21 protein-coding genes are annotated in these 19,503 nt (G+C 72.9%); 2 read left to right on the forward strand and 19 right to left on the reverse strand.

Features of this window, described 5'->3' with window-relative positions:
- Nucleotides 1–40: 40 nt before the first annotated feature.
- Nucleotides 41–637 (forward strand): murein hydrolase activator EnvC family protein, encoded by a 597-nt coding sequence (locus tag ACF07S_RS20195; RefSeq protein ID WP_391974719.1) that lies wholly within the window; start codon nucleotides 41–43, stop codon nucleotides 635–637.
- 280 nt (nucleotides 638–917) lie between these two features.
- On the opposite strand, the gene ACF07S_RS20200 is transcribed toward ACF07S_RS20195, so the two are convergent.
- From ACF07S_RS20200 to ACF07S_RS20280, 17 genes are all read right to left on the reverse strand, one after another.
- Nucleotides 918–1,475, reverse strand: coding sequence for a TetR/AcrR family transcriptional regulator (locus ACF07S_RS20200; protein ID WP_391974774.1), 558 nt, complete (start codon nucleotides 1,473–1,475; stop codon nucleotides 918–920).
- Nucleotides 1,476–1,564: 89 nt separating this feature from the next.
- A complete protein-coding gene (gene whiG / locus ACF07S_RS20205) occupies nucleotides 1,565–2,407 on the reverse strand; it encodes an RNA polymerase sigma factor WhiG (protein ID WP_391965476.1) in 843 nt (280 codons plus the stop codon).
- A 272-nt stretch (nucleotides 2,408–2,679) separates the two neighbouring features.
- Nucleotides 2,680–3,840, reverse strand: a complete 1,161-nt coding sequence (gene dprA / locus ACF07S_RS20210) for a DNA-processing protein DprA (RefSeq protein ID WP_391965475.1) — start codon at nucleotides 3,838–3,840, stop codon at nucleotides 2,680–2,682.
- Nucleotides 3,837–5,462, reverse strand: a complete 1,626-nt coding sequence (locus ACF07S_RS20215) for a YifB family Mg chelatase-like AAA ATPase (RefSeq protein ID WP_391974720.1) — start codon at nucleotides 5,460–5,462, stop codon at nucleotides 3,837–3,839. The genes dprA and ACF07S_RS20215 overlap by 4 nt, the downstream gene beginning before the upstream one ends.
- 1 nt (nucleotide 5,463) lies before the next feature.
- Entirely contained in the window at nucleotides 5,464–5,835 is a 372-nt protein-coding gene (locus tag ACF07S_RS20220; protein WP_391974721.1) for a YraN family protein, read from the reverse strand.
- A gap of 128 nt (nucleotides 5,836–5,963) precedes the next feature.
- Nucleotides 5,964–6,272 (reverse strand): DUF2469 domain-containing protein, encoded by a 309-nt coding sequence (locus tag ACF07S_RS20225; protein WP_003965949.1) that lies wholly within the window; start codon nucleotides 6,270–6,272, stop codon nucleotides 5,964–5,966.
- 53 nt (nucleotides 6,273–6,325) lie between these two features.
- Nucleotides 6,326–6,853, reverse strand: coding sequence for an NUDIX hydrolase (locus ACF07S_RS20230; RefSeq protein ID WP_391974722.1), 528 nt, complete (start codon nucleotides 6,851–6,853; stop codon nucleotides 6,326–6,328).
- Nucleotides 6,843–7,619, reverse strand: coding sequence for a signal peptidase I (lepB, locus tag ACF07S_RS20235; protein ID WP_391974723.1), 777 nt, complete (start codon nucleotides 7,617–7,619; stop codon nucleotides 6,843–6,845). The genes ACF07S_RS20230 and lepB (ACF07S_RS20235) overlap by 11 nt, the downstream gene beginning before the upstream one ends.
- Before the next feature lie 32 nt (nucleotides 7,620–7,651).
- Entirely contained in the window at nucleotides 7,652–8,641 is a 990-nt protein-coding gene (lepB, locus tag ACF07S_RS20240) for a signal peptidase I (protein WP_391965470.1), read from the reverse strand.
- Complete coding sequence (lepB, locus tag ACF07S_RS20245; protein WP_391965469.1) at nucleotides 8,529–9,620, reverse strand: signal peptidase I; 1,092 nt, start codon at nucleotides 9,618–9,620, stop codon at nucleotides 8,529–8,531. The genes lepB (ACF07S_RS20240) and lepB (ACF07S_RS20245) overlap by 113 nt, the downstream gene beginning before the upstream one ends.
- Nucleotides 9,613–10,353, reverse strand: coding sequence for a signal peptidase I (lepB, locus tag ACF07S_RS20250; protein ID WP_391974724.1), 741 nt, complete (start codon nucleotides 10,351–10,353; stop codon nucleotides 9,613–9,615). The genes lepB (ACF07S_RS20245) and lepB (ACF07S_RS20250) overlap by 8 nt, the downstream gene beginning before the upstream one ends.
- A gap of 45 nt (nucleotides 10,354–10,398) precedes the next feature.
- Complete coding sequence (gene rplS / locus ACF07S_RS20255; protein WP_391965467.1) at nucleotides 10,399–10,749, reverse strand: 50S ribosomal protein L19; 351 nt, start codon at nucleotides 10,747–10,749, stop codon at nucleotides 10,399–10,401.
- 134 nt (nucleotides 10,750–10,883) lie between these two features.
- On the reverse strand, nucleotides 10,884–11,717 hold the full coding sequence (gene trmD / locus ACF07S_RS20260) for a tRNA (guanosine(37)-N1)-methyltransferase TrmD (protein ID WP_391974775.1): 834 nt from the start codon (nucleotides 11,715–11,717) through the stop codon (nucleotides 10,884–10,886).
- The gene (rimM, locus tag ACF07S_RS20265) at nucleotides 11,717–12,268 is read right to left on the reverse strand and encodes a ribosome maturation factor RimM (RefSeq protein ID WP_391965466.1); all 552 of its coding nucleotides are present in this window, start codon (nucleotides 12,266–12,268) and stop codon (nucleotides 11,717–11,719) included. Before rimM ends, trmD begins: the two co-directional genes overlap by 1 nt.
- Nucleotides 12,269–12,350: 82 nt before the next feature.
- On the reverse strand, nucleotides 12,351–12,590 hold the full coding sequence (locus tag ACF07S_RS20270; protein ID WP_391965465.1) for an RNA-binding protein: 240 nt from the start codon (nucleotides 12,588–12,590) through the stop codon (nucleotides 12,351–12,353).
- 2 nt (nucleotides 12,591–12,592) lie between these two features.
- Nucleotides 12,593–13,012, reverse strand: a complete 420-nt coding sequence (gene rpsP, locus ACF07S_RS20275; protein ID WP_391965464.1) for a 30S ribosomal protein S16 — start codon at nucleotides 13,010–13,012, stop codon at nucleotides 12,593–12,595.
- 266 nt (nucleotides 13,013–13,278) lie between these two features.
- Complete coding sequence (locus tag ACF07S_RS20280) at nucleotides 13,279–13,887, reverse strand: hypothetical protein (RefSeq protein ID WP_391965463.1); 609 nt, start codon at nucleotides 13,885–13,887, stop codon at nucleotides 13,279–13,281.
- 578 nt (nucleotides 13,888–14,465) lie between these two features.
- Between ACF07S_RS20280 and ACF07S_RS20285 the strand changes: the two genes are divergently transcribed.
- Nucleotides 14,466–15,320 carry a methyltransferase domain-containing protein gene (locus tag ACF07S_RS20285; protein WP_391974725.1) on the forward strand — a complete coding sequence of 285 codons (855 nt, stop codon included), beginning with the start codon at nucleotides 14,466–14,468 and terminating at the stop codon, nucleotides 15,318–15,320.
- A gap of 60 nt (nucleotides 15,321–15,380) precedes the next feature.
- On the opposite strand, the gene ffh is transcribed toward ACF07S_RS20285, so the two are convergent.
- Together ffh and ACF07S_RS20295 are read right to left on the reverse strand one after the other, a co-directional pair.
- Nucleotides 15,381–16,931, reverse strand: coding sequence for a signal recognition particle protein (gene ffh / locus ACF07S_RS20290; RefSeq protein WP_391974726.1), 1,551 nt, complete (start codon nucleotides 16,929–16,931; stop codon nucleotides 15,381–15,383).
- Nucleotides 16,932–17,014: 83 nt separating this feature from the next.
- Nucleotides 17,015–19,495: a [protein-PII] uridylyltransferase gene (locus ACF07S_RS20295; protein WP_391974776.1), complete on the reverse strand. Its 2,481-nt coding sequence runs from the start codon at nucleotides 19,493–19,495 to the stop codon at nucleotides 17,015–17,017.
- Nucleotides 19,496–19,503: the final 8 nt, after the last annotated feature.

The raw sequence follows: 19,503 nt of genomic DNA on the forward strand, positions 1-19,503 counted from the left end.
GTCCGGGCGGTGATCACGGTTTTCCGGAACCCTTCCCGGCATGCGAGTGAGCCGATGTGTGAGGGCCTGTGTCCGACTCGCCCTGCTGGTGGTCCTGACCCCGGCGGCGCTGTTGGCCCCACCGCCGCCGCGGCTGTCGGCCGCGGCGGCGGGCGAGGACGGTGCCGTGCCGGCCGTGCCGGCCGCGGGGCGTGCGTGGCCGGTGGGGGTACGGCCGCGGGTGCTGCGCGGCTGGGAGCCGCCGGCGACGGCGTACGGCCGCGGGCACCGGGGCGTGGACCTGGCCGCGGCGCCGGGGACGCCGGTGGTGGCGGTGGCGGCCGGCCGGGTGTCGTTCGCGGGCCGGGTGGCCGGGAGGGGTGTCGTCTCGGTGGAGCTGGCGCGCACGGGCGGTCCCCCGTTGCGCACGACGTACGAGCCGGTCCGGGCGTCGGTGGCCGAGGGCGAGGCGGTGACGGCGGGCGAGGTGGTCGGCACGGTGGAGCCCGCGGGCTCCCACTGCCCGACCCCGTGCGTGCACTGGGGTCTGCTGAGAGGCGACGCCTACCTGGACCCGCTCGCCCTGCTTCCGCCGTGGCTGCTGCGCAGCGGCCCGTCGAGACTGCTGCCGGTCCTGCGGGTGCCGGTCCCGGGCTGAGGGCCGCGCGACCCCCCACGCCGCCCCGGACGCACGCCGCCCCGTACCCGCTCCGGCCCATGCCGGCCCGCTCCTGTCCGGCCGACGTCGAGCGGGCCGTCCGTCCGGCCGACGTCACCCCGCCCCCGCCCGGGTGAGATCCACCCGGCCCCGTCCGGCCGGCCTGCACATGACCCCGTCCGGCCGACGGGCAGCGGCTCGGCCGCCTCGCCGCCGGGGAGCCGGCCCGAAGCGAGCGGGCGGGCGTCCGGGCCGCGCGGGCCGGGTGAGTCCGCGGCCGTCAGCCCCTCACGCCCCTGAGGACCATGGAGACCGCCGCTTCCGTGATCGCGTCCGGATGCTCCGCCGCCCCCAGCTCCGTGCGGCGCACGGCCGCGTCGACCACGCCCTGGAGCAGCATGGCCGCGAGGCGGGGCTGGGCATGGCCCAGGTCGCCCAGCGCTTCGACGATCATGGCGATGAGTCCGCCGTGCGCCGCGCGGATCTTCTCCCGTGCGCCCGCGTCGAGCTCGCTCGCGGAGATGGCGACCACGGCCCGGTGCCGCCGGTCCCCCACCAGCTCGAGCTGCTTGCGCACATACGCCTCGATCTTGGCCTCGGGCCCGCCCGCGACCGCCAGCGCCGCCTCGACCTCGGCCGCCCAGACCGGGAAGTCGACCTGGCACAGTTCCTCGACGACGGCCGCCCGGGAGCGGAAGTACTCGTACACGGACGATCGCGCGAGGCCGGTGCGCTCGGCGAGGGCCGGGAAGGTCAGCGCCTCCGTACCGCCCTCGGACAGCAGGGAACGTGCCGCGTCCAGCAGGGCGGCTCGCTGCATCGACCGGTGCTCGGCCACGGAGGCCGCTCGAATCCTTGGCACCCGTCCACTCTACGGACGCCCCGCCCGCGGCGGCCAGGGAATCGACCGGCTCTCCGCCGCCCGGTTCAGCGGCCGAAACTCGCCAGCTTCGCGCGCAGCTGGAGCACCGACTTGGTGTGGATCTGGCTGACCCGGCTCTCGGTCACGCCCAGCACATTGCCGATCTCGGCGAGGGTGAGCCCCTCGTAGTAGTAGAGCGTGACCACGGTCTTCTCCCGCTCGGGCAGCGTGTTGATCGCCCGCGCCAGGAACCTCCGCAGCTCCCGGTCCTCGGCCACCTCCACCGGGTTGTCGGCGGCGGTGTCCTCCAGCGTGTCCATCAGGCTCAGCGGGCCGCCGCCCTCACTGCCGACGTGCAGCAGCTCCTCCAGGGCGACAACGTTCGCCAGTGACAACTGGCTGAAAACCGCGTGCAACTCGTCCACGGCGATGCCCATCTCGCGGGCCACCTCGCTCTCCGACGGCGTGCGCCGCAGCCGGGCCTCCAGCGTGGCGTAGGCGCGCTCCACGTTGCGCGCCTTCTGCCGGACCGAGCGCGGGATCCAGTCCAGCGCCCGCAGCTCGTCGATCATCGCGCCCCGGATGCGGGTGATCGCGTAGGTCTCGAACTTGATCTCCCGGTCGACGTCGAACTTCTCGATCGCGTCGATCAGCCCGAAGACGCCGGAGGAGACGAAGTCCGCCTGGTCGACGTTGGGCGGCAGCCCCACGCTGACCCGGCCGGCGACGTACTTCACCAGCGGTGAGTAGTGCAGGATCAGCTGCTCCCGCAGCCTTTCGTCCCCCGTCGCCTTGTACGACCGCCACAGCTCGTCGAGCGTCGAGGGAGCGGGCGGCCGCACGCTGCCACCGTCACGGGCGGCTGGGGGGATCGCCGCCCGGTCGGACCCGGAGGTGTGCTGGGGCATTCGTCGCCTCGTGCCGTTCTGCCGTGGACTGGTGGTGCCTGGGTGCTCTGTCTGTCCGATGTCGAATCTGGCTGTCCGTGTCGGGATCCTCGTGAGCGTAGCGTGACTGCGGCGTCGCGGTGTGCGAAGAAGCGAGGCAGGGCCGTGCGCAGATTCGTTCCTGATGCCGCCCCGCCGGGGCACACCCGTCACTCCGTGTGAGCGACGGGGTGTCCGGACCGAAGGAATCGCAAGGCGTGTCGGGGTTCCCCCGGACGGCCGAACACGCTGCGTCAGCGAGGCTCGGGGCCGTCCCGGGCCGAGATCATCGCCTGGCGCGTCAACTTCCAGCCATCGCCGTGTCGCTCGACGTAACCAAGTGCTCGTAGTTCGTACAGTCTCGCGATCGCGTCGTCCGGCGTGGTCTGCGCGGCGCGCGCGATGTCCTCGGGGCGGGCCGCTCCGCGTCCCGGCAGCGCGGCGAGCACCTGACGTCCGGCCGGTTCCAACAGGTCCCGGGGCAGCACCGGCCCCCGGCGTTCCGGCGCGAGCTCGCCCATGTCACCGACCAGTTCGACGACCTCGGCGGCGTCGGTGACCAGCACCGCGTCCTGGCGCAGCAGCTCGTGCACCCCGGCCGAGAGCCCACTGGTGGCCGGCCCCGGTACGCCCATCGTGTGCCGTCCCAGGCGCCGGGCGGCCCTGGCGGTGACCAGGGAGCCGCTGCGGTGGGCGGCCTCGACGACCACGGTGCCCCGGGTGAGTGCGGCGATCACCCGGTTGCGGAGGATGAACCTGCTCGGTGTCGGGTGATCGCCGGGCGGCAGCTCGCCGACGACCAGGCCCTGTTCCCCGATCCTGTCGATGAGCCCGGCGTGTCCGCGCGGGTAGGGCCGGTCGACCCCGCAGGCGAGGACGGCGACGGTGGCACCACCCGAGCCGAGCGCGCCGCGGTGGGCGGCGCCGTCGACCCCGTAGGCGCCGCCGGAGACCACGACCCAGCCGCGCTCGGCGAGGCCGGCCGAGAGGGTGGCGGCCATGTGCGCGCCGTACTCCGTGCAGGCGCGGGCGCCCACGACGGCGACCGAGCGCAGCGCCCACATCCGCAGGTCCGCGCCACCGCGCACCCACAGTCCGAGGGGCCGCGCATCACCCAGGTCGTCGAGCTGCCCGGGCCATTCGGCGCTCCCGGGGCACACGAACCGCACTCCCGCGCCGCGCGCCGCGGCGAGATCCCCGCGCGGCTCGGCCCGGGCGGCCCTGGCGAGCATCCCGGCCCACCGCTTGCCGCTGACCCCGGGCAGCGGTTCACCCCGTTGCCGTAACCGCCGCACCACCTCGCCCACGCCGAGTTCCCGCACCCAGCGCCCGCCGGCCTCGTCCCCGGGTTCGACGACCCGGGTGAGGAGGATCCGGCCGAGCAGTTCGTCCACGGGTCCGCCCACCGCGCTCATGCCGTCGCTCCGATGGCCATGGGCACCCCGCGCGGGACGCCGGTGCGCAGCTGGAGGGCGAGGGCGACGTCCCCGGCGTCGGGCCGGTCGTGACCGGCCAGGTCGGCGACGGTCCAGGCGACCCGCAGCACACGGTCGAGTCCCCGGGCGGTGAGCACGCCCCGCTCCAGGCTCCGCTCGGCGTCGTCCATGGCGCCGGGAGCGGCGTGCCAGCGGCTGCGCAGCTCCCGTCCCGGGATCTCGCTGTTGGTGAGCCACGGAGTGCCGGTGAAGCGCGCCGCTGCGCGCTCCCGGGCCGCCCGCACCCGGTCGGCGACCGCGGCGGTGGCCTCGCCCCGGGCTCCGCTCGCCGTCAGTTCGGTGCGGGTGACGCGGTCCACCTCGACCCGCAGGTCGACCCGGTCGAGCAGCGGTCCGGAAAGTCTGGCCTGGTAGCGGCGGATCGCCGAGGGCGGGCACTCGCACTGGTCGTGCGTCCGCGAGAAGCGTCCGCAGGGACAGGGGTTGGCGGCGAGCACCATCAGGAAGCGCGCCGGGAAGCGCACGACACCCGCGCTGCGCGCGATGATCACGTGTCCGGCCTCCAGCGGCTGCCGCAGGGCGTCCAGGGCCCGGCTGCTGAACTCGGGCGTCTCGTCGAGGAAGAGAACCCCCCGGTGCGAGAGGGACACCGCTCCCGGGCGGGCCGTCCCGGGGCCGCCGCCGACGAGGGCCTGCATCGTGGCCGAGTGGTGCGGGGCGCAGTAGGGGGCCGTGCCGATCAGGGGCCTGCCCGGGGGCAGCAGTCCCGCCACCGAGTGCACGGCCGTCACCTCCAGCGACGCCTGGCGGTCCAGCGGCGGCAGGACCGCCGGCAGCCGCTCCGCGAGCATGGTCTTGCCGGCCCCGGGCGGCCCCTCCAGGAAGAGGTGGTGCCCGCCCGCCGCGGCCACCTCCACCGCCGTCCGCGCCGAGAGCTGGCCCACGACGTCCGCGAGGTCATGGCCCCGGTCGTGGTGTGCCGCGCCGTCGCCGTGCATCCCGGTGACCGCTCCGGCGCCGGGGACGCGCAGACCGGCCAGCAGCGGGTCGGGCCGCGCCGGCTCCTCGGCCGGCTCCTCCGGCACCGGCTCGTCGGTGAGCACCGCGATCAGCTGGCGCAGGCTGCGGACGCCCAGGACGGACACGCCCGGCACCAGCGAGGCCTCGGCGGCGGCGCACTCCGGCACCACCACCTGCTCGTAGCCCGCGTCAGCCGCGGCCAGCACCGCCGGCAGGATGCCGCGCACCGGCCGCACCCGGCCGTCCAGCCCCAGTTCGCCGATCATGACGATGTCTGCGAGCACCCGCGGGTCGATCCGTTCGGCGGCGCCGAGCACCGCGCAGGCGACCGCCATGTCGAAGCCGCTGCCGGCCTTCGGTACCGAGGCCGGACTCAGGCCCACCGTCAGTTTCTTCTGCGGCCACTCCCCGCCGGAATTGACCACGGCCGCCCTGACCCGGTCCCGGCTCTCCGTCAGGCTCTTGTCCGGCAGCCCCACCAGCGTGAACGCGGCGACGCCCGGTTCCAGGTCGGCCTGGACCTCCACGACCACGCCCTCGACGCCCACCAGCGCCACCGAGCACGTACGAGCGAACCCCATGTCAGGCCACCCCCCGGACATGCTCGACGACGGGTGCGCCGCGGGCGGGCAGCAGCACGCCGACCAGGTCGATGCGGACACCGCCGGGCGGTGCTCCCCCGTGTTCCTGGAGCCAGCGTTCCGCGAGGCCGCGCAGACGGTCCGCCTTGGCCGGCGTGACCGCTTCCATGGGGTGCTGGAAGGCCCCGGCCCTGCGGGTCTTCACCTCGCAGACGACCAGGGAGTCCCCGTCCCTGGCCACGATGTCGATCTCTCCGGCCCTGCCGCAGCGCCAGTTGCGCCGCAGGACCGTCATCCCGGCCTCGGTCAGCCGCCGCGCGGCCAGTGTCTCGCCGTACCTGCCGAGTGCGCTGCGTGCTCGTTGTGCGTTCATGCCGGACCACCTCCGGCACCCACCGTCACGCATGCCGTCCCACGGAGTGGATCTTGGTGGAGGAGCCGGCGGTTGTGGACAACTCCGTCACCCGTCCGGGAGGCCGGGCACCCCCACGACGCTCCGGATCAGCCGCCCGGCAGCTCCAGATCGCTCTTGTTGAGCTCCTCGATGTTCACGTCCTTGAACGTGAGCACGCGCACCTGCTTCACGAACCGGGCCGGCCGGTACATGTCCCACACCCAGGCATCCGCCATGGACACCTCGAAGAACACCTCGCCCTGGACCGAGTGCACCTGCATCTCGTAGTCGTTGGTGAGGTAGAAACGCCGCTCGGTCTCGATCACGTATTTGAACAAACCGACGACATCGCGGTACTCCCGGTAGAGCTTCAGCTCCATCTCGGTCTCGTACTTCTCGAGGTCCTCGGCGCTCATGGCATGTTCCCCTTCAGCCGTGCGATCCCACCATTGTGCGCCAGTCCCGGGAGTCACCGGACGATTTCGGTGTCCAGGGTCACGGGGCCGGCCGGGGGGCCTTCGTCGAGCAGTGCGCGCAGCAGCTCGGCGAGTCTGGTCGGATACACCGTCTCATGTGCCCGGAGAAGTTCCGGGCACGTCCACCAGCGGGCTCCCACGACGCTGCGCCGCTCCAGCTCGGTCAGCGCCGTGGCCGCGGTCGCCGTCTGGGCGGTACGGGCGAGGTAGTACCACTCGTCCTGGTCCCAGCGGCGCCCGGCGAACGGGAAGGAGCACTTCCGCCGCCACAGCACGGGCCCCAGTTCGACCTCCGTGATGCCGGTCTCCTCGGCGAGTTCCCGCAGTGCGGCCTGCTCACGGGTCTCGTCGCCCTCCACGCCCCCGCCGGGCGTGAACCACCAGTCGTCGGCGGGGTCGTCCGGTTCGTGGCCGTGCAGGAGCAGGATGCGGTCCCGCGGGTCGAGGAGCACGACCCGGGCGACTCGGCGCAGCCCGCCGTCGCAGGAGTCCCCGGCCGCCGGGACGGGCTCAGCGGACACCGGCGGTCCCGGCGTCGGCCCGGCCCCGCGCCGCGCCCGCCCGCTTGGCCAGGGGATCGTACGCGGCCCCGCCGAGCACGAGCACGGCGCCCGCGATGACCATGGCGACCACGGTCCTCAGCGGACCGGGCGAGGAGAGGGCCCCGAGCTGCTCGAAGCCGGTCGGTGCCGGCAGCATGCCGTCCATCGGCCAGACCACGGCGTCGACCCGGGCCTGTACCGCGCCGCGGGAGACGGTGCCGCCGGCGGCGTCGCTCAGATGGGCCGTGGAGTCGACCGACCCGGAACGCTCGTCACCGAGCAGGAAGAGGCGGCCCCGCGGTACCGTCACCTCGGAAAAGCCCCCGGAGGCGGCCTGCGTGCCCTCGGGAAGATACGGTTCCTCGATCTCCCTGCCGTTGACCTCCAGCTTGCCGTCCCGGCAGCAGGAGACCGTGTCACCGCCCACGGCGACCACCCGCTTGATCACGGGGACGTCGGCCCACGTCGTGTCGGTGAAGACGACGACGTCACCGCGGCGGACGTCACCGCCGTCGACGCGCTGGGCCAGCACGCGGTCGCCGGAACCGATGGTCGGCGACATCGACGGGGTGGGGACGGTGTACGGCCGGTACACCACCGCTCCCCAGACGAATCCGCCGAGGAACAGCACCATGCCGAGGGCCACGGCCAGCCCGGACAGCCGCTGCCCGGTCCGGCTGCCCGCCCGGGCGGTGCCCGGGCCCCTGCTGCCGGGGACCGTACGTGTCGTGCGCTGACCACTCATGGCCGCACCCTACCCGGCGGTACCGGAGCGGGTCAGCCCTCCTTGCGGCCCTCTCCAGCGCCGCTGCGCCGGCGACGCCAGAGCACCAGCGGCACCGCGCCCGCCAGCGCGAGTCCCTGGGGCGCGGCCGACAGGGCCGCGGCGGACGACGAGGAGGGGTCGAGGCCGGGCTGGTCGAAGGTGTCCGGGACGGGCATGTTGGTCCAGCGGTCGACCGGCCAGGCGATGACGACGGCGCGGCCGACGACCTTGTCCACGGGGACCATGCCGCGGTTGCTGTCGGCCTGGTTGTACCGGGAGTCCCGGGAGTTCTGCCGGTGGTCGCCCATCACCCAGATGTGGCCCTCGGGAACCTCGACCTTGAACCGGCCGCCCTGGTCGTCCTGGCTGCACGGCGTGTTGCCAGGGTACACATACGGCTCCTCCAGCGCCTTGCCGTTGACCGTGAGCGGGCCGGTGCCCTTGCACTCGACGGTGTCACCGCCCACGCCGACGACCCGCTTGATCAGGTCCTTCTCCTCGGCGGACGGCATCAGACCGATCCAGCTGAGGACCTTCTGCAGGGGGTTGGGGGTGGGCGTCGGCTCGCCCGCCAGCCAGTTGTCGGGATCGTGGAAGACGACGACCTCGCCGCGCTCGGGCTCGGAGCCGAACCAGGGGGTGAGCTTGTCGACCAGGACCCGGTCGCCCTGCTGGAGGGTGTTCTGCATCGAGTCGGAGGGGATGGAGAACGCCTGCACCAGGAAGGTCTTGATCAGCAGCGCCAGCACCAGCGCGATACCGATCAGGATCGGCAGTTCCTTCCAGAAGGAACGGGGCTTCTTCGGCTGGGCCGGCGGATCGCCCGGCCCCTGGTCGCCGGCCTTCGTCCGGTCCCCGCTCACCGCGCCGTCCTCGACCGGCCGCGCGTCATTCCCGGAGGGTACGACGCGGTCCGCGTCCGGGCCGGCCGACTCCGCGGGGCGCCCGCGGTTCTCCTCGCCGCCCTGACCGGACCGTGCGCCAACCGCCACATCCCCCACGCCAACTCCTCACTCTCTGCCGCCGCCCGCGCCAAGCACGACGCAGGCCCACCACTCCCATAACGAGCGGGAGTTCCCCAGGGCTCGGGAGCTGGACCATTCCGTTCGGACCGTCCGGGGCAACCCTATGCGACAGCGGGGCGGCGGCGGTCGACCCGGGCGCCGAGTCCGACACGGACGCGTAGGTCGTGGGTTCCTCCAGCGTGCTCCAGTGGCCGAGCGGCCAGGCGATGACCACGGCACGGCCCACCACCTCGTCCTCGGAGACGGTGCCGCCGTAGTCGGTGTCCTGGTGGGAGCGGGAGTCGGCGGAGTTCTCCCGGTGGTCGCCCATCACCCACAGCCGCCCCTCGGGGACGGTGATGTCGAACGGCGTCGTGGAGGGGGCGTTGCCCGGGTACAGGTAATCCTCGTCCAGGGCGACGCCGTTGACGGTGACCCGGCCCTGGGTGTCGCAGCACCGGACGCGGTCGCCGCCGACGCCGACGACCCGCTTGATGAGGTCCTTCTCGTTCTCGGACGGCAGCAGTCCGATGAAGGTGAGCCCTTCCTTGACCTGCTTGATCCCGACGGGGTCGTCCTTCTTCGGGGCGGTCCGCTCGTTCTGGAGCCAGCCCCCGGGGTCCTTGAAGACGACGACGTCCCCGCGCTGCGGCTTCGAGCCGAACCAGGGGGTGAGCTTGTCGACCAGCACCCGGTCGCCGATCCGGATCGTCTGCTCCATGGAGCCGGACGGGATGACGAAGGCCTGGACGAGGAACGTCTTCAGCACCAGCGCTATCAGGACGGCGACACCGATGAGGAGGGGGATCTCCTTGACCGCGCTGCGCCTGCGGCGCCGCTTGACCTTGCGCTGGAGCCTGCGCCGCTCGGCCCGGCTGCGACCGGGGGCCGGGCCCGCCGCACGGCGGGCGCCGGTGGGCAGCGGACTGTCCGCGGCGCTCTGCTGAACGCCGCGGGGCCGGCCGCGGTTACCCATGGGCGCCCACCGCCGGGTGCGCCGCGTCCGCCTCCGGAGCGGGCACGCGCGCGTAGGCGCCGGGCCGGTGCAGCCGGGTGGCGTGGCCGGGGGGCCAGACGATCCCGTCGGCGCGGCCGACCACGACGTCCACGGGGATCATGCCGCCGCCGGGCGAGCCGAGGTGGTCGCGGGAGTCGCTGGAGCGGCTGCGGTGGTCACCGAGGACGAACAGCCGTCCGCCGGGCACGACGACGTCGAACGGCACCGTGGAGGGGCTGTCTCCGGGGTACAGGAAACCCGACTCGTCGACCGACCGGCCGTTCACCCGGATCCTCCCCTCACCGTCACAGCAGACCACGTGGTCCCCGCCCACCCCGACGACCCGTTTGATGTAGTCGGCCTCACCGAAATACCCGGAGCCGTCGAACACAATCACGTCCCCGCGGAGCGGCCCGGCGCCGAGCCGGTACGCCAGCTTGTTGACGAGGACCCGGTCCCCGACCCTCAATCCGCGTTCCATCGACCCGCTGGGGATCTCGAACGGCCGCGCCGCGAACGTGCTGACCGCCGCCAGGAACAGCAGGCAGAGCAGCAGGGTCAGACTAATGCGCCCGCCCGGAAGCCACTCCGTGATGCGCGACACCAACGCGGAACGCGACCGCCCCTCCGGCCCCGTCCTCTCCGAGGTGTCCTCGGGTCCGTCCGGGGGGAAGGAGCGGTCGCGCTCCGTCGGTCGTGCTTCGGTGTCCATCGGGGCCAGATGCTATCCGGCCGCGATATGACGCCGGTAAAGCGCTCAGTTGTCGCGCTTCTCCTTGATCTTCGCCGCCTTGCCGCGCAGCTCGCGCAGGTAGTACAGCTTGGCGCGACGCACGGCACCGCGGGTGACGAGCTCGATCTTCTCGACGATCGGGGTGTGCACCGGGAAGGTGCGCTCGACGCCGACGGAGAAGGAGACCTTGCGGACCGTGAAGGTCTCGCGCACGCCGGAACCCTGGCGGCGGATCACCACGCCCTTGAACTGCTGCACACGGGAGCGGTTGCCCTCGATGACGCGCACGTGGACGTTGACGGTGTCGCCGGGACGGAAGGCCGGGACGTCGGTGCGCAGCGACGCGGAGTCGACGGAGTCGAGCAGGTGAGACATTTCGTCTGCTTTCTTCGCTGATGCCGCAGGTCATCAACGGCAACTAGAGTTTTCGGAATCCGGGTGTGCGGTTCGGGGCGGACGTCGTGTCCCCCTGCGGCAGGGGCGCACGCCGGACGACGCACAACAGCGGCCTATTCTTCCACGCCGCCGGTCCTGCGCCAAAACCGGCCGTACGGCTCCCCCGCCGGGTCCGGTTCCCAGCCCAGGATGGACAGCATCTCGCGGTCCTTCTTGTCGAAGGCCTTGGGATCACAGTCCTCGATGAGATCGGGCCGGTGGACCGTGGTGCGCCTGAGCGCCTCGTCGCGCCGCCAGCGGGCGATCTTCCCGTGGTGGCCGCTGAGCAGCGTCTCGGGGATCCCCCGGTCCCGCCAGACGGGCGGTTTGGTGTAGACGGGGCCCTCCAGCAGGTTGGCCATGGCGCCGGGCGCGAAGGAGTCGTCGCGGTGCGACTCGGCATTGCCCAGGACGCCGGGGAGCAGCCGGGCCACGGCCTCGGTGATCACCAGGACCGCCGCCTCGCCGCCGGCCAGCACGTAGTCGCCGATGGACACCTCGTACACGGGCATCCGGGTCGCGTACTCGTCGACGACGCGGCGGTCGATGCCCTCGTAGCGGGCCGGGGTGAAGATCAGCCAGGGGCGCTCGGAGAGCTGGAGGGCGAGCTCCTGGGTGAAGGGGCGGCCGCTGGGGGTGGGCACGATCAGGGCCGGTGCGCGGGAGCCGGTCTCGTAGCCGTCCGCCAGGACCGAGTCCAGTGCGTCGCCCCACGGCTCGGTCTTCATGACCATGCCGGGGCCGCCGCCGTAGGGGGTGTCGTCGACGGTGTTGTGCCGGTCGTGGGTCCAGGAGCGCAGGTCGTGGACGTGGACGTTCAGCTGCCCGCGCGCGCGGGCCTTGCCGACCAGGGAGACGTTCAGCGGTTCGAGGTACTCGGGGAAGATCGTGACGACGTCGAGCCGCATCACGCCTCGTCTCCGGAGTCCCGGGAGGACGCGATCTCCGCCCGGTCGTCGATCAGACCGGGGGGCGGGTCGATGACCGCGCGCTGCTCCTCCAGGTCGATCTCGGTGACGATCTGCTCCACGAAGGGGACGAGCACCTCGCTGCCGTCGGGGCGTTCGACGACGAAGAGGTCCTGGGTGGGCAGGTGCGCGATCTCGGTGATCCGGCCGACCTCCTCACCGTCCTCGGTGACGACGTCGAGGTCGATCAGCTGGTGGTCGTAGTACTCGTCCTCGTCCTCGGGCAGTTCCTCCGGGTCGATCTCGGCGATGAGGAGGGTGTTGCGCAGGGCCTCGGCGGCGGTGCGGTCGTGCACTCCCTCGAAGCGCAGCAGGAGACGGCCGCTGTGCACGCGGCCCGTCTCGATGGTGAGCGGCCCGACGGAGGAGGGGTCGGTGGCCAGGACGGCGCCCGGCCCGAGCCTCAGCTCCGGTTCGTCGGTGCGGACCTCCACGGTGACCTCGCCCTTGATGCCGTGGGCGCGGCCGATGCGCGCGACTACCAGCTGCACGGTGCTCTTTCTCCTGGTCTTACGACTTCGGGCCGGGGACGGCCTCAAGGCCCTCCCCGGCCCGAGCCGGTTGCGATAAGCGTCAGCGGACGTGGTCCACGTCGACGAGGTCGACGCGGACACCGCGGCCGCCGATGGCGCCCACGACGGTGCGCAGAGCGCGTGCGGTGCGGCCGTTTCGACCGATCACCTTGCCGAGGTCGTCCGGATGGACCCGGACCTCGAGCACACGTCCGCGACGCAGGTCGCGCGAGGCGACCTGCACATCGTCAGGGTTGTCGACGATGCCCTTCACGAGGTGCTCGAGAACCTCCTCGAGCATGCTCAGGCCTCGGTCGACGCGGACTCAGCGGCGGCCTCGTCCTTCTTCTCAGCCTTCTTCTTCTGGGTGATCGCCTCACCCTTGCCCTCGTCTTCACCACCGAGCGCCTCGAACGACGGGCGGGCGGCCTTCTCGGCCCGCTGCAGCAGCGGGGCCGGGGCGGGCTCGCCCTTGAACTTCTGCCAGTCGCCGGTCTTCTTGAGGATGGCGAGCACGGGTTCGGTCGGCTGGGCGCCGACACCGAGCCAGTACGCCACGCGATCGGCGTCGACCTCGATCACCGACGGGTTGTACGTCGGGTGGTACTTGCCGATCTCCTCGATGGCCCGGCCGTCACGGCGGGTACGGGAGTCGGCGACGACGATGCGGTAGTGAGGCGAACGGATCTTGCCCAGACGCTTCAGCTTGATCTTGACTGCCACGGGAGTGGGTTCTCCTGGATTTGACGTGGTTGGGCACGGCGAGTGAAGCCGCGTGGGGTTGCGGTACCCGAGTGCCCGACGGACGCGTCAGCCGGAGGAGAGAGGGGTCCTGTGCGGCTGTCGAGTACAGCTAGCCATTGTGCCACACCCGGCCGAGCCCGCCTGACCGAGGTCGTGGAGGCGGGCCCGGCCGGGCGGCACCCGGTGTTCCGGTGGCCGTGGGCCGGTGCGCGGCACCCCCGGCACCCACGAGGTGCCGGGGTGGGTCAGCTCGCCGCCGCCACGACGTCGGGGATGTCGGGGATGCGGAAGGGCTTGCCGCAGCCGCCGCAGACGATGGGCGCCTGGGCCAGCACCGACGGGACCACGCGCACGTTGCGGCCGCAGTCGCAGACGGCCTTGACCCGCACGCCGCCCCCGGAGGAGCCGTGGCGGGCGGCCGGACCGCGGAAGCTGCGTGCGGTGTCGCCCGCCGTCGCCGCGGAGTGCGCCTTCAGTGCCCGCTGGAGACGCTCGGTCGTCTGACGGTAGCGGCGCTTCGCCTCGGGAGTGAGCGTGACCAGTGAGAAGCCGCTGCTGGGATGCGGTTCCTCGGGGTGGTCCAGGCCCAGTTCCTCGGCGATCGCGAGGAATCTGCGGTTGTGGTAGCGGCCGGCGCGGGAGGTGTCGCGTACGCCGCGCGCGGCGGCGACGCCGTGGACTGCTTCATGGAGCAGTCGTTCGAAGGAGAGTTCGTGCCCGCACGCGGACGACGACTCCCCGATCAGGGACTCGGGCGCGGCAAGATCGGGCAGCTCGGGGTGGTACCGCTGAATGTCGGCCCACGCCTGTGCCAGCTCTGCGGCGAGAACAGGTGGTGTCTGTGTCGTGCTCACGTAATGACAACGAGACGGGGTGCCCCTGTGTTCCGATTCCGGGGCATCCCAAATAATTTGCACGTACCCGTCAGTTGCCACTGATGCGCTCTGACGAGGGCGGGTGCGCTGATCTGCGGAGAAGCCTCACAGCTCACCTCAAGGTGGTGCGTAGGCTGACGTACGCCCCACGTGTGAACGGCCTGCACGTGCCGGTGCGGAGGGGCTCCGCGGGTGCGCAAGAGGCGTTTCGGCCGCCCCCCGGCGACCCGGCGTCCGGCTCACGGACCCGCCACGACCGTGACGTTACCGGGTCCGTGACCGGCCCGGCGCACCGCCCCGCCCGGGCACCCTCCCGTCCCCGCGGGCCCTGGCCGGAACCGGCGTCCGGGCGCCTTCGCCGTGGCGGGCCGTGCGGCCCGGGATTACCGGAATGTGAATTCTTGCCACTGGCACGAGCGACTACCAAGCCGTCGCCGCTTTCCACTGGACGACTCGTCGAGGGCGGAGTTTCCTGGCATACGGGGGTGCGCGGGCGCACTGCACGGGGGCCAGGGAACCGGACGGCGACAACTCTCGGCTGATTGGGGCGCTTACCTATGACACCTACGCTCGTGCGGCAGCACTTACCTCGTACGGGAGCCGTCCCGCGCGTGGACCTGCGGGCACGCGCGCGTGACTGGTCCGAGATCCAGGAGCGGATGCTCCTACCGCTCTACGAGGCCGTCTACGAGCGACTGGACGTGGGTCCCGCGACACGGCTGCTCGGCCTCGGCTGCGGTTCCGGGCTGGCCCTGCTGAGGGCGGCCTCGCGCGGTGCCGCGGTCACCGGTGTCGACACCTGCGCGGACCGGCTGGCCCTGGCCCGGGAGCGGCTGCTGCCCGACGCCCGGGACGCACGCGCGCGTCACGCCACCCGGATCGTGCGGGGCTCACCCCGCGACGCGGCCCGCGCGGACGTGTCCGCGTACACCGTGGTGATCGCCCTCGAGCCGATCGGCTGTCTCGCCGGCGACGCGGAGGGGCTGGGCGAGCTGCTCGCCGAGGCGACGCCGCTCGCCGGGCGCGGAGCGGCCGTGGTGCTGGCCGGCTGGGGGCCGCCGGAGCGGTGCGCCACGGCGTCCGTGCTGCGGGCGGCCACCGGGCCGGCCGAGCCGCCGCGCGGCGCGGGCACCTGGCGTCCCGCGGACCGTGACGACCTGGAGCGGGTGGCCGAGCGGGCCGGACTGAGGCCGGACGGCTCCGGACGGGTGGCCTGCCCGTTCGGCTACGCCGGCATGGACAGCGCGGTACGGGGCCTCAGGTCGACCGGACTGCTCGACCCGGCGATCACGGCCGCGGACCAGGCGCAGGTCGACAAGGAGCTGACGGAGGCCCTGCATCCGTACCAGCGGCAGGACGGGACCGTGTGGATGCCGAACGTGTTCCGGTACCTCGTCGCCCGCACCCGCTGAGACACGCCGCTGGGGCGCCCCCGGATGGGGGGCGTCCCAGCGGCGTGACCGGCGCGGGACTCAGCCCATGAACTTCCTGAACTCGTCGGGCAGCTCGAAGTCCTTGCCGCCCTGCTGCGGCAGGCCGAAGGCGTTGCCGCCCTCCGCGGCGGCGGCGCGGCGCGCGGCCTCCTCCTGCTCCTGCTGCTTGCGCTTCATCGGGTTGCCGGAGCGCTGCTTGCCCTTGGCCTGCTTCTGCTTCTTCTTCGCCCGGCCGGGGCCGCCGCCCATGCCCGGCATCCCCGGCATCCCCGGCATGCCGCCGCCCTGGGCCATGCGGGACATCATCTTGCGGGCCTCGAAGAACCGCTCGACCAGGTTCTTCACGGCGCTGACCTCGACACCGGAGCCCTTGGCGATACGAGCACGGCGCGAGCCGTTGATGATCGTCGGCTCCTGGCGCTCGGCCGGGGTCATCGACTTGATGATCGCGGCCGTGCGGTCGACGTCGCGCTCGTCCAGGTTGTTGATCTGGTCCTTGATCTGCCCCATGCCCGGGAGCATGCCGAGCAGCTTGGAGATGCTGCCCATCTTCCGGACCTGCTCCATCTGGGACAGGAAGTCGTCCAGGGTGAAGTCCTGGCCCTTCTTCGACGCCAGCTTGGAGGCCATCTTCTCGGCCTCTTCCTGACTGAACGTCTTCTCCGCCTGCTCGATCAGGGTGAGCAGGTCACCCATGTCGAGGATGCGGGAGGCCATCCGGTCCGGGTGGAAGGCGTCGAAGTCGTCGAGCTTCTCCCCGTTGGACGCGAACATGATCGGCTTGCCGGTGATCTGCCGGATCGACAGGGCGGCGCCACCGCGCGCGTCACCGTCGAGCTTGGAGAGCACCACACCGTCGAAGCCGACGCCGTCGCGGAAGGACTCGGCGGTGTTGACGGCGTCCTGACCGATCATCGCGTCGACGACGAAGAGGATCTCGTCGGGCGAGACCGCGTCCCGGATGTCCGCGGCCTGCTGCATCATCTCCTGGTCGATGCCCAGGCGGCCGGCGGTGTCCACGATCACGATGTCGTGGACCTTGGCCCGCGCGAACTCGATGGAGTCCTTGGCGACCTTCACCGGGTCGCCCACGCCGTTGCCCGGCTCGGGCGCGTAGACGGCCACGCCCGCGCGCTCGGCGACGACGCTCAGCTGGTTGACGGCGTTCGGGCGCTGGAGGTCGGCGGCGACCAGCACCGGCGAGTGCCCCTGCTCCTTCAGCCACCGGCCGAGCTTGCCCGCGAGGGTGGTCTTACCGGCACCCTGCAGACCGGCCAGCATGATCACGGTCGGTGGCTGCTTGGCGAAGCGCAGCCGGCGGGTCTCGCCGCCGAGGACGCGGACAAGCTCGTCGTTGACGATCTTGAGTACCTGTTGGGCGGGGTTCAGCGCCTTGGAGACCTCGGCACCGAGCGCGCGCTCCTTGACGTTCTTGATGAACGTGCGGACGACGGGCAGGGCCACGTCCGCCTCGAGGAGGGCGATGCGGATCTCACGCGCCGTGGCGTCGATGTCCGCTTCGCTCAAGCGCCCCTTGCCGCGCAAGTTCTTGAAGGTCGCTGAAAGGCGATCGGAAAGAGTGTCGAACACGGCGGCGTCGGTCCTCGGAGTCGGAGACGGGCTGGGGAATCGCCCTCCAGGGTATCCCGGCGCGACGGGACTCAGGAGTGTCCTCACCCACGCAACGTCTCCTCCAGTTTCCGGGCCACCGACACCGCCTCCTCGTCCGGGAGGGGCGTACCGTGCGAACCGGTCACGTAGAAGGCGTCGACCGCGTTCGCGCCCAGGGTGCTCGCGTGTGCGCTGCGCACCCGCACGGCCGCGTCCTCCAGCGCCCGCCCGATGCGGAACAGCAGGCCGGGCGCGTCCTGGGCCCGGACCTCGATCACCGTGGCGTGCCGGGAGGCGGCCGGGGCGACCGTCACGCGCGGCGGCGGTGCGACCACGCCCCGGCGCCGGGGGTAGGCGGCCTCCCGTTCGGCGAGGCGCCCTGCGATGTCCAGGGTGCCGTCCAGGGCGCGTACCAGGTCGGCACGGAGCCGGGTGGCCTGGGGCAGGGAGCCGTACTCGGCGGCGACCCGCCAGTCCAGCAGCAGCACGGAGCCCTCGACGCCGTCCGGGAGGTCCAGCGCCCGCAGCTCGGCGGTGCGCACGGTCAGCCGGTGCATGGCGAGCACCCCGGCCACCGCGGGCAGCACGCCCGGCTGGTCGGGCGCGGCGATGAGCAGTTCCACGCCCAGCGGCTCGGGGTCGCCCGCGGGCTCGGCGGGCGGTTCGGTCTGCGCGCGCAGGGCCAGCACCGGCGCGCCCGTGGCGACCGCCTCGATCGCCAGGCGCTCCTGTTCCGCGGTGGGCGCGGCCTGCTGGGGGCCGGCGGGGTCGTCTCCGGACAGCACGGCGGAGACCCGCTTCACCAGGTCGGTCACGAGCGAGGCGCGCCACGACGACCAGGCGGCCGGCCCGGTGGCGAGGGCGTCGGCCTCGGTGAGGGCGTGCAGCAATTCGAGGGCGCTCTGGGAACCGACGGCCTCGGCGACCGCGCGCACGGTGGCGGGGTCCTCCAGGTCGCGCCGGGTGGCGGTCTCGACGAGCAGCAGATGGTGGCGTACGACGGTGGCGATCACCGTGACGTCGTGCTGGTCGAAGCCGATGCGGGCGGCCACGTCCCTGGCGATGACCTCGCCGGCCACCGAGTGGTCGCCGGGCCAGCCCTTGCCGATGTCGTGCAGCAGCGCGGCGACCAGCAGCAGGTCGGGCCGGTGCACGCGCCGGGTGAACTCGGAGGCGCGGACGGCCGTCTCGATGAGGTGCCGGTCCACGGTCCACAGGTGCACGGCGTTGCGCTGGGGGCGGCAGCGGACCCGCTCCCAGTCCGGGAGCAGACCGGTGACCAGTCCCTCCGCCTCCAGCGCCTCCCAGACCTGCACCGTGGGCCGGCCCGAGCCCAGGAGGGTCACCAGTTGTTCCCGCGCCTCGGCGGGCCAGGGCGTGGGCAGGGGGCGGGCGGTGGCCGCCATGCGCCGTACGGCGTGCAGGGAGAGCGGGAGGCCGGCCTGGGCGGCGGCGGCCGCGGCCCGCAGCGGGAGCACGGGGTCGCGTTCGGGGCGCGCGGCACGGGCGAGCACCACTTCGCCGTCCTGTTCCACGACTCCTTCGGCCAGCGGGGAGCGCTCGGCACCCGGCTTGCCGCCGCCGGGCGCCCTCCCCTCGCCCACCACCGCCCTCCTGAGGAAGTCGCCTCGCTCCCTCGCCAGTTTGCGCAGCCGGGGCCGCACCGCGCGGGAGCGCAGGACGCGTCCCACCTCGCGCCAGGTGACGTCACCGGCGTAGGCGATGACGCGCGCGGCCTCGTAGACCTGGCGCAGCAGCGCGTCCGCGTCGAGCACGCCCAGTTCGGCCGCGACCTGGTCCTGTTCCTGGAGCGCGAGCCGGTCGGTGGCGCGGCCGGTCGTCAGGTGCAGTGCGTCCCGTACGTCGAGGAGCCGCCGGCGGGCGTCGGCGAGGCCCTCGCGCGGGGCGTCGGCGAGCCAGGATGCGGCGACGGCGCGCAGCGCGGTGGCGTCGCGCAGACCGCCGCGGGCCTCCTTGAGGTCGGGTTCCAGGAGGTACTGCAGCTCGCCCTGGCGTGCGGCGCGTTCCTCGCACAGCTCGCGCAGGGCGGGGAGCCGTTTCGGCGCCTGGTTGCGCCAGTCGGCGAGCACCGTCGTGCGCAGTGACGTGGTGAGGCCGAGGTCGCCGGCGATGTGCCGGGCGTCCAGCAGTCCCAGCTGCACCTTGAGGTCCTCGCCCGCGGTCCTGCGGGTCTCGGCCGGGGTCCGCACGGAGTGGTCGAGGGCGAGCCCGAGGTCCCAGACGGGGTACCAGAGGCGGTCCGCGAGGGCGGTGACCGCCTGGGCATCGCTGCCGTCGTGCAGCAGGAGCAGGTCGAGGTCGCTGCGCGGGGACAGCTCCGCCCGCCCGTAACCGCCCACGGCGATCAGGGACACCCCGCGCGCCCCCTCGGCGCCCGCCGTGAACAGCCCGGTGAGCCAGTCGTCCGTGAGGTCGGCGAGGGCGGCGCGGCGCGGCGGCCCGGACCGCGCCTCCTCGGTGAGGAGGCGCAGCCGGGCCGCCGCGTAGCCGCTGGGTCCCGGGTCCTGCGTCTCGTCGTGCATCTGCGTAC

This window comes from Streptomyces sp. NPDC016640, assembly GCF_043076215.1.
Lineage (GTDB): Bacteria > Actinomycetota > Actinomycetes > Streptomycetales > Streptomycetaceae > Streptomyces.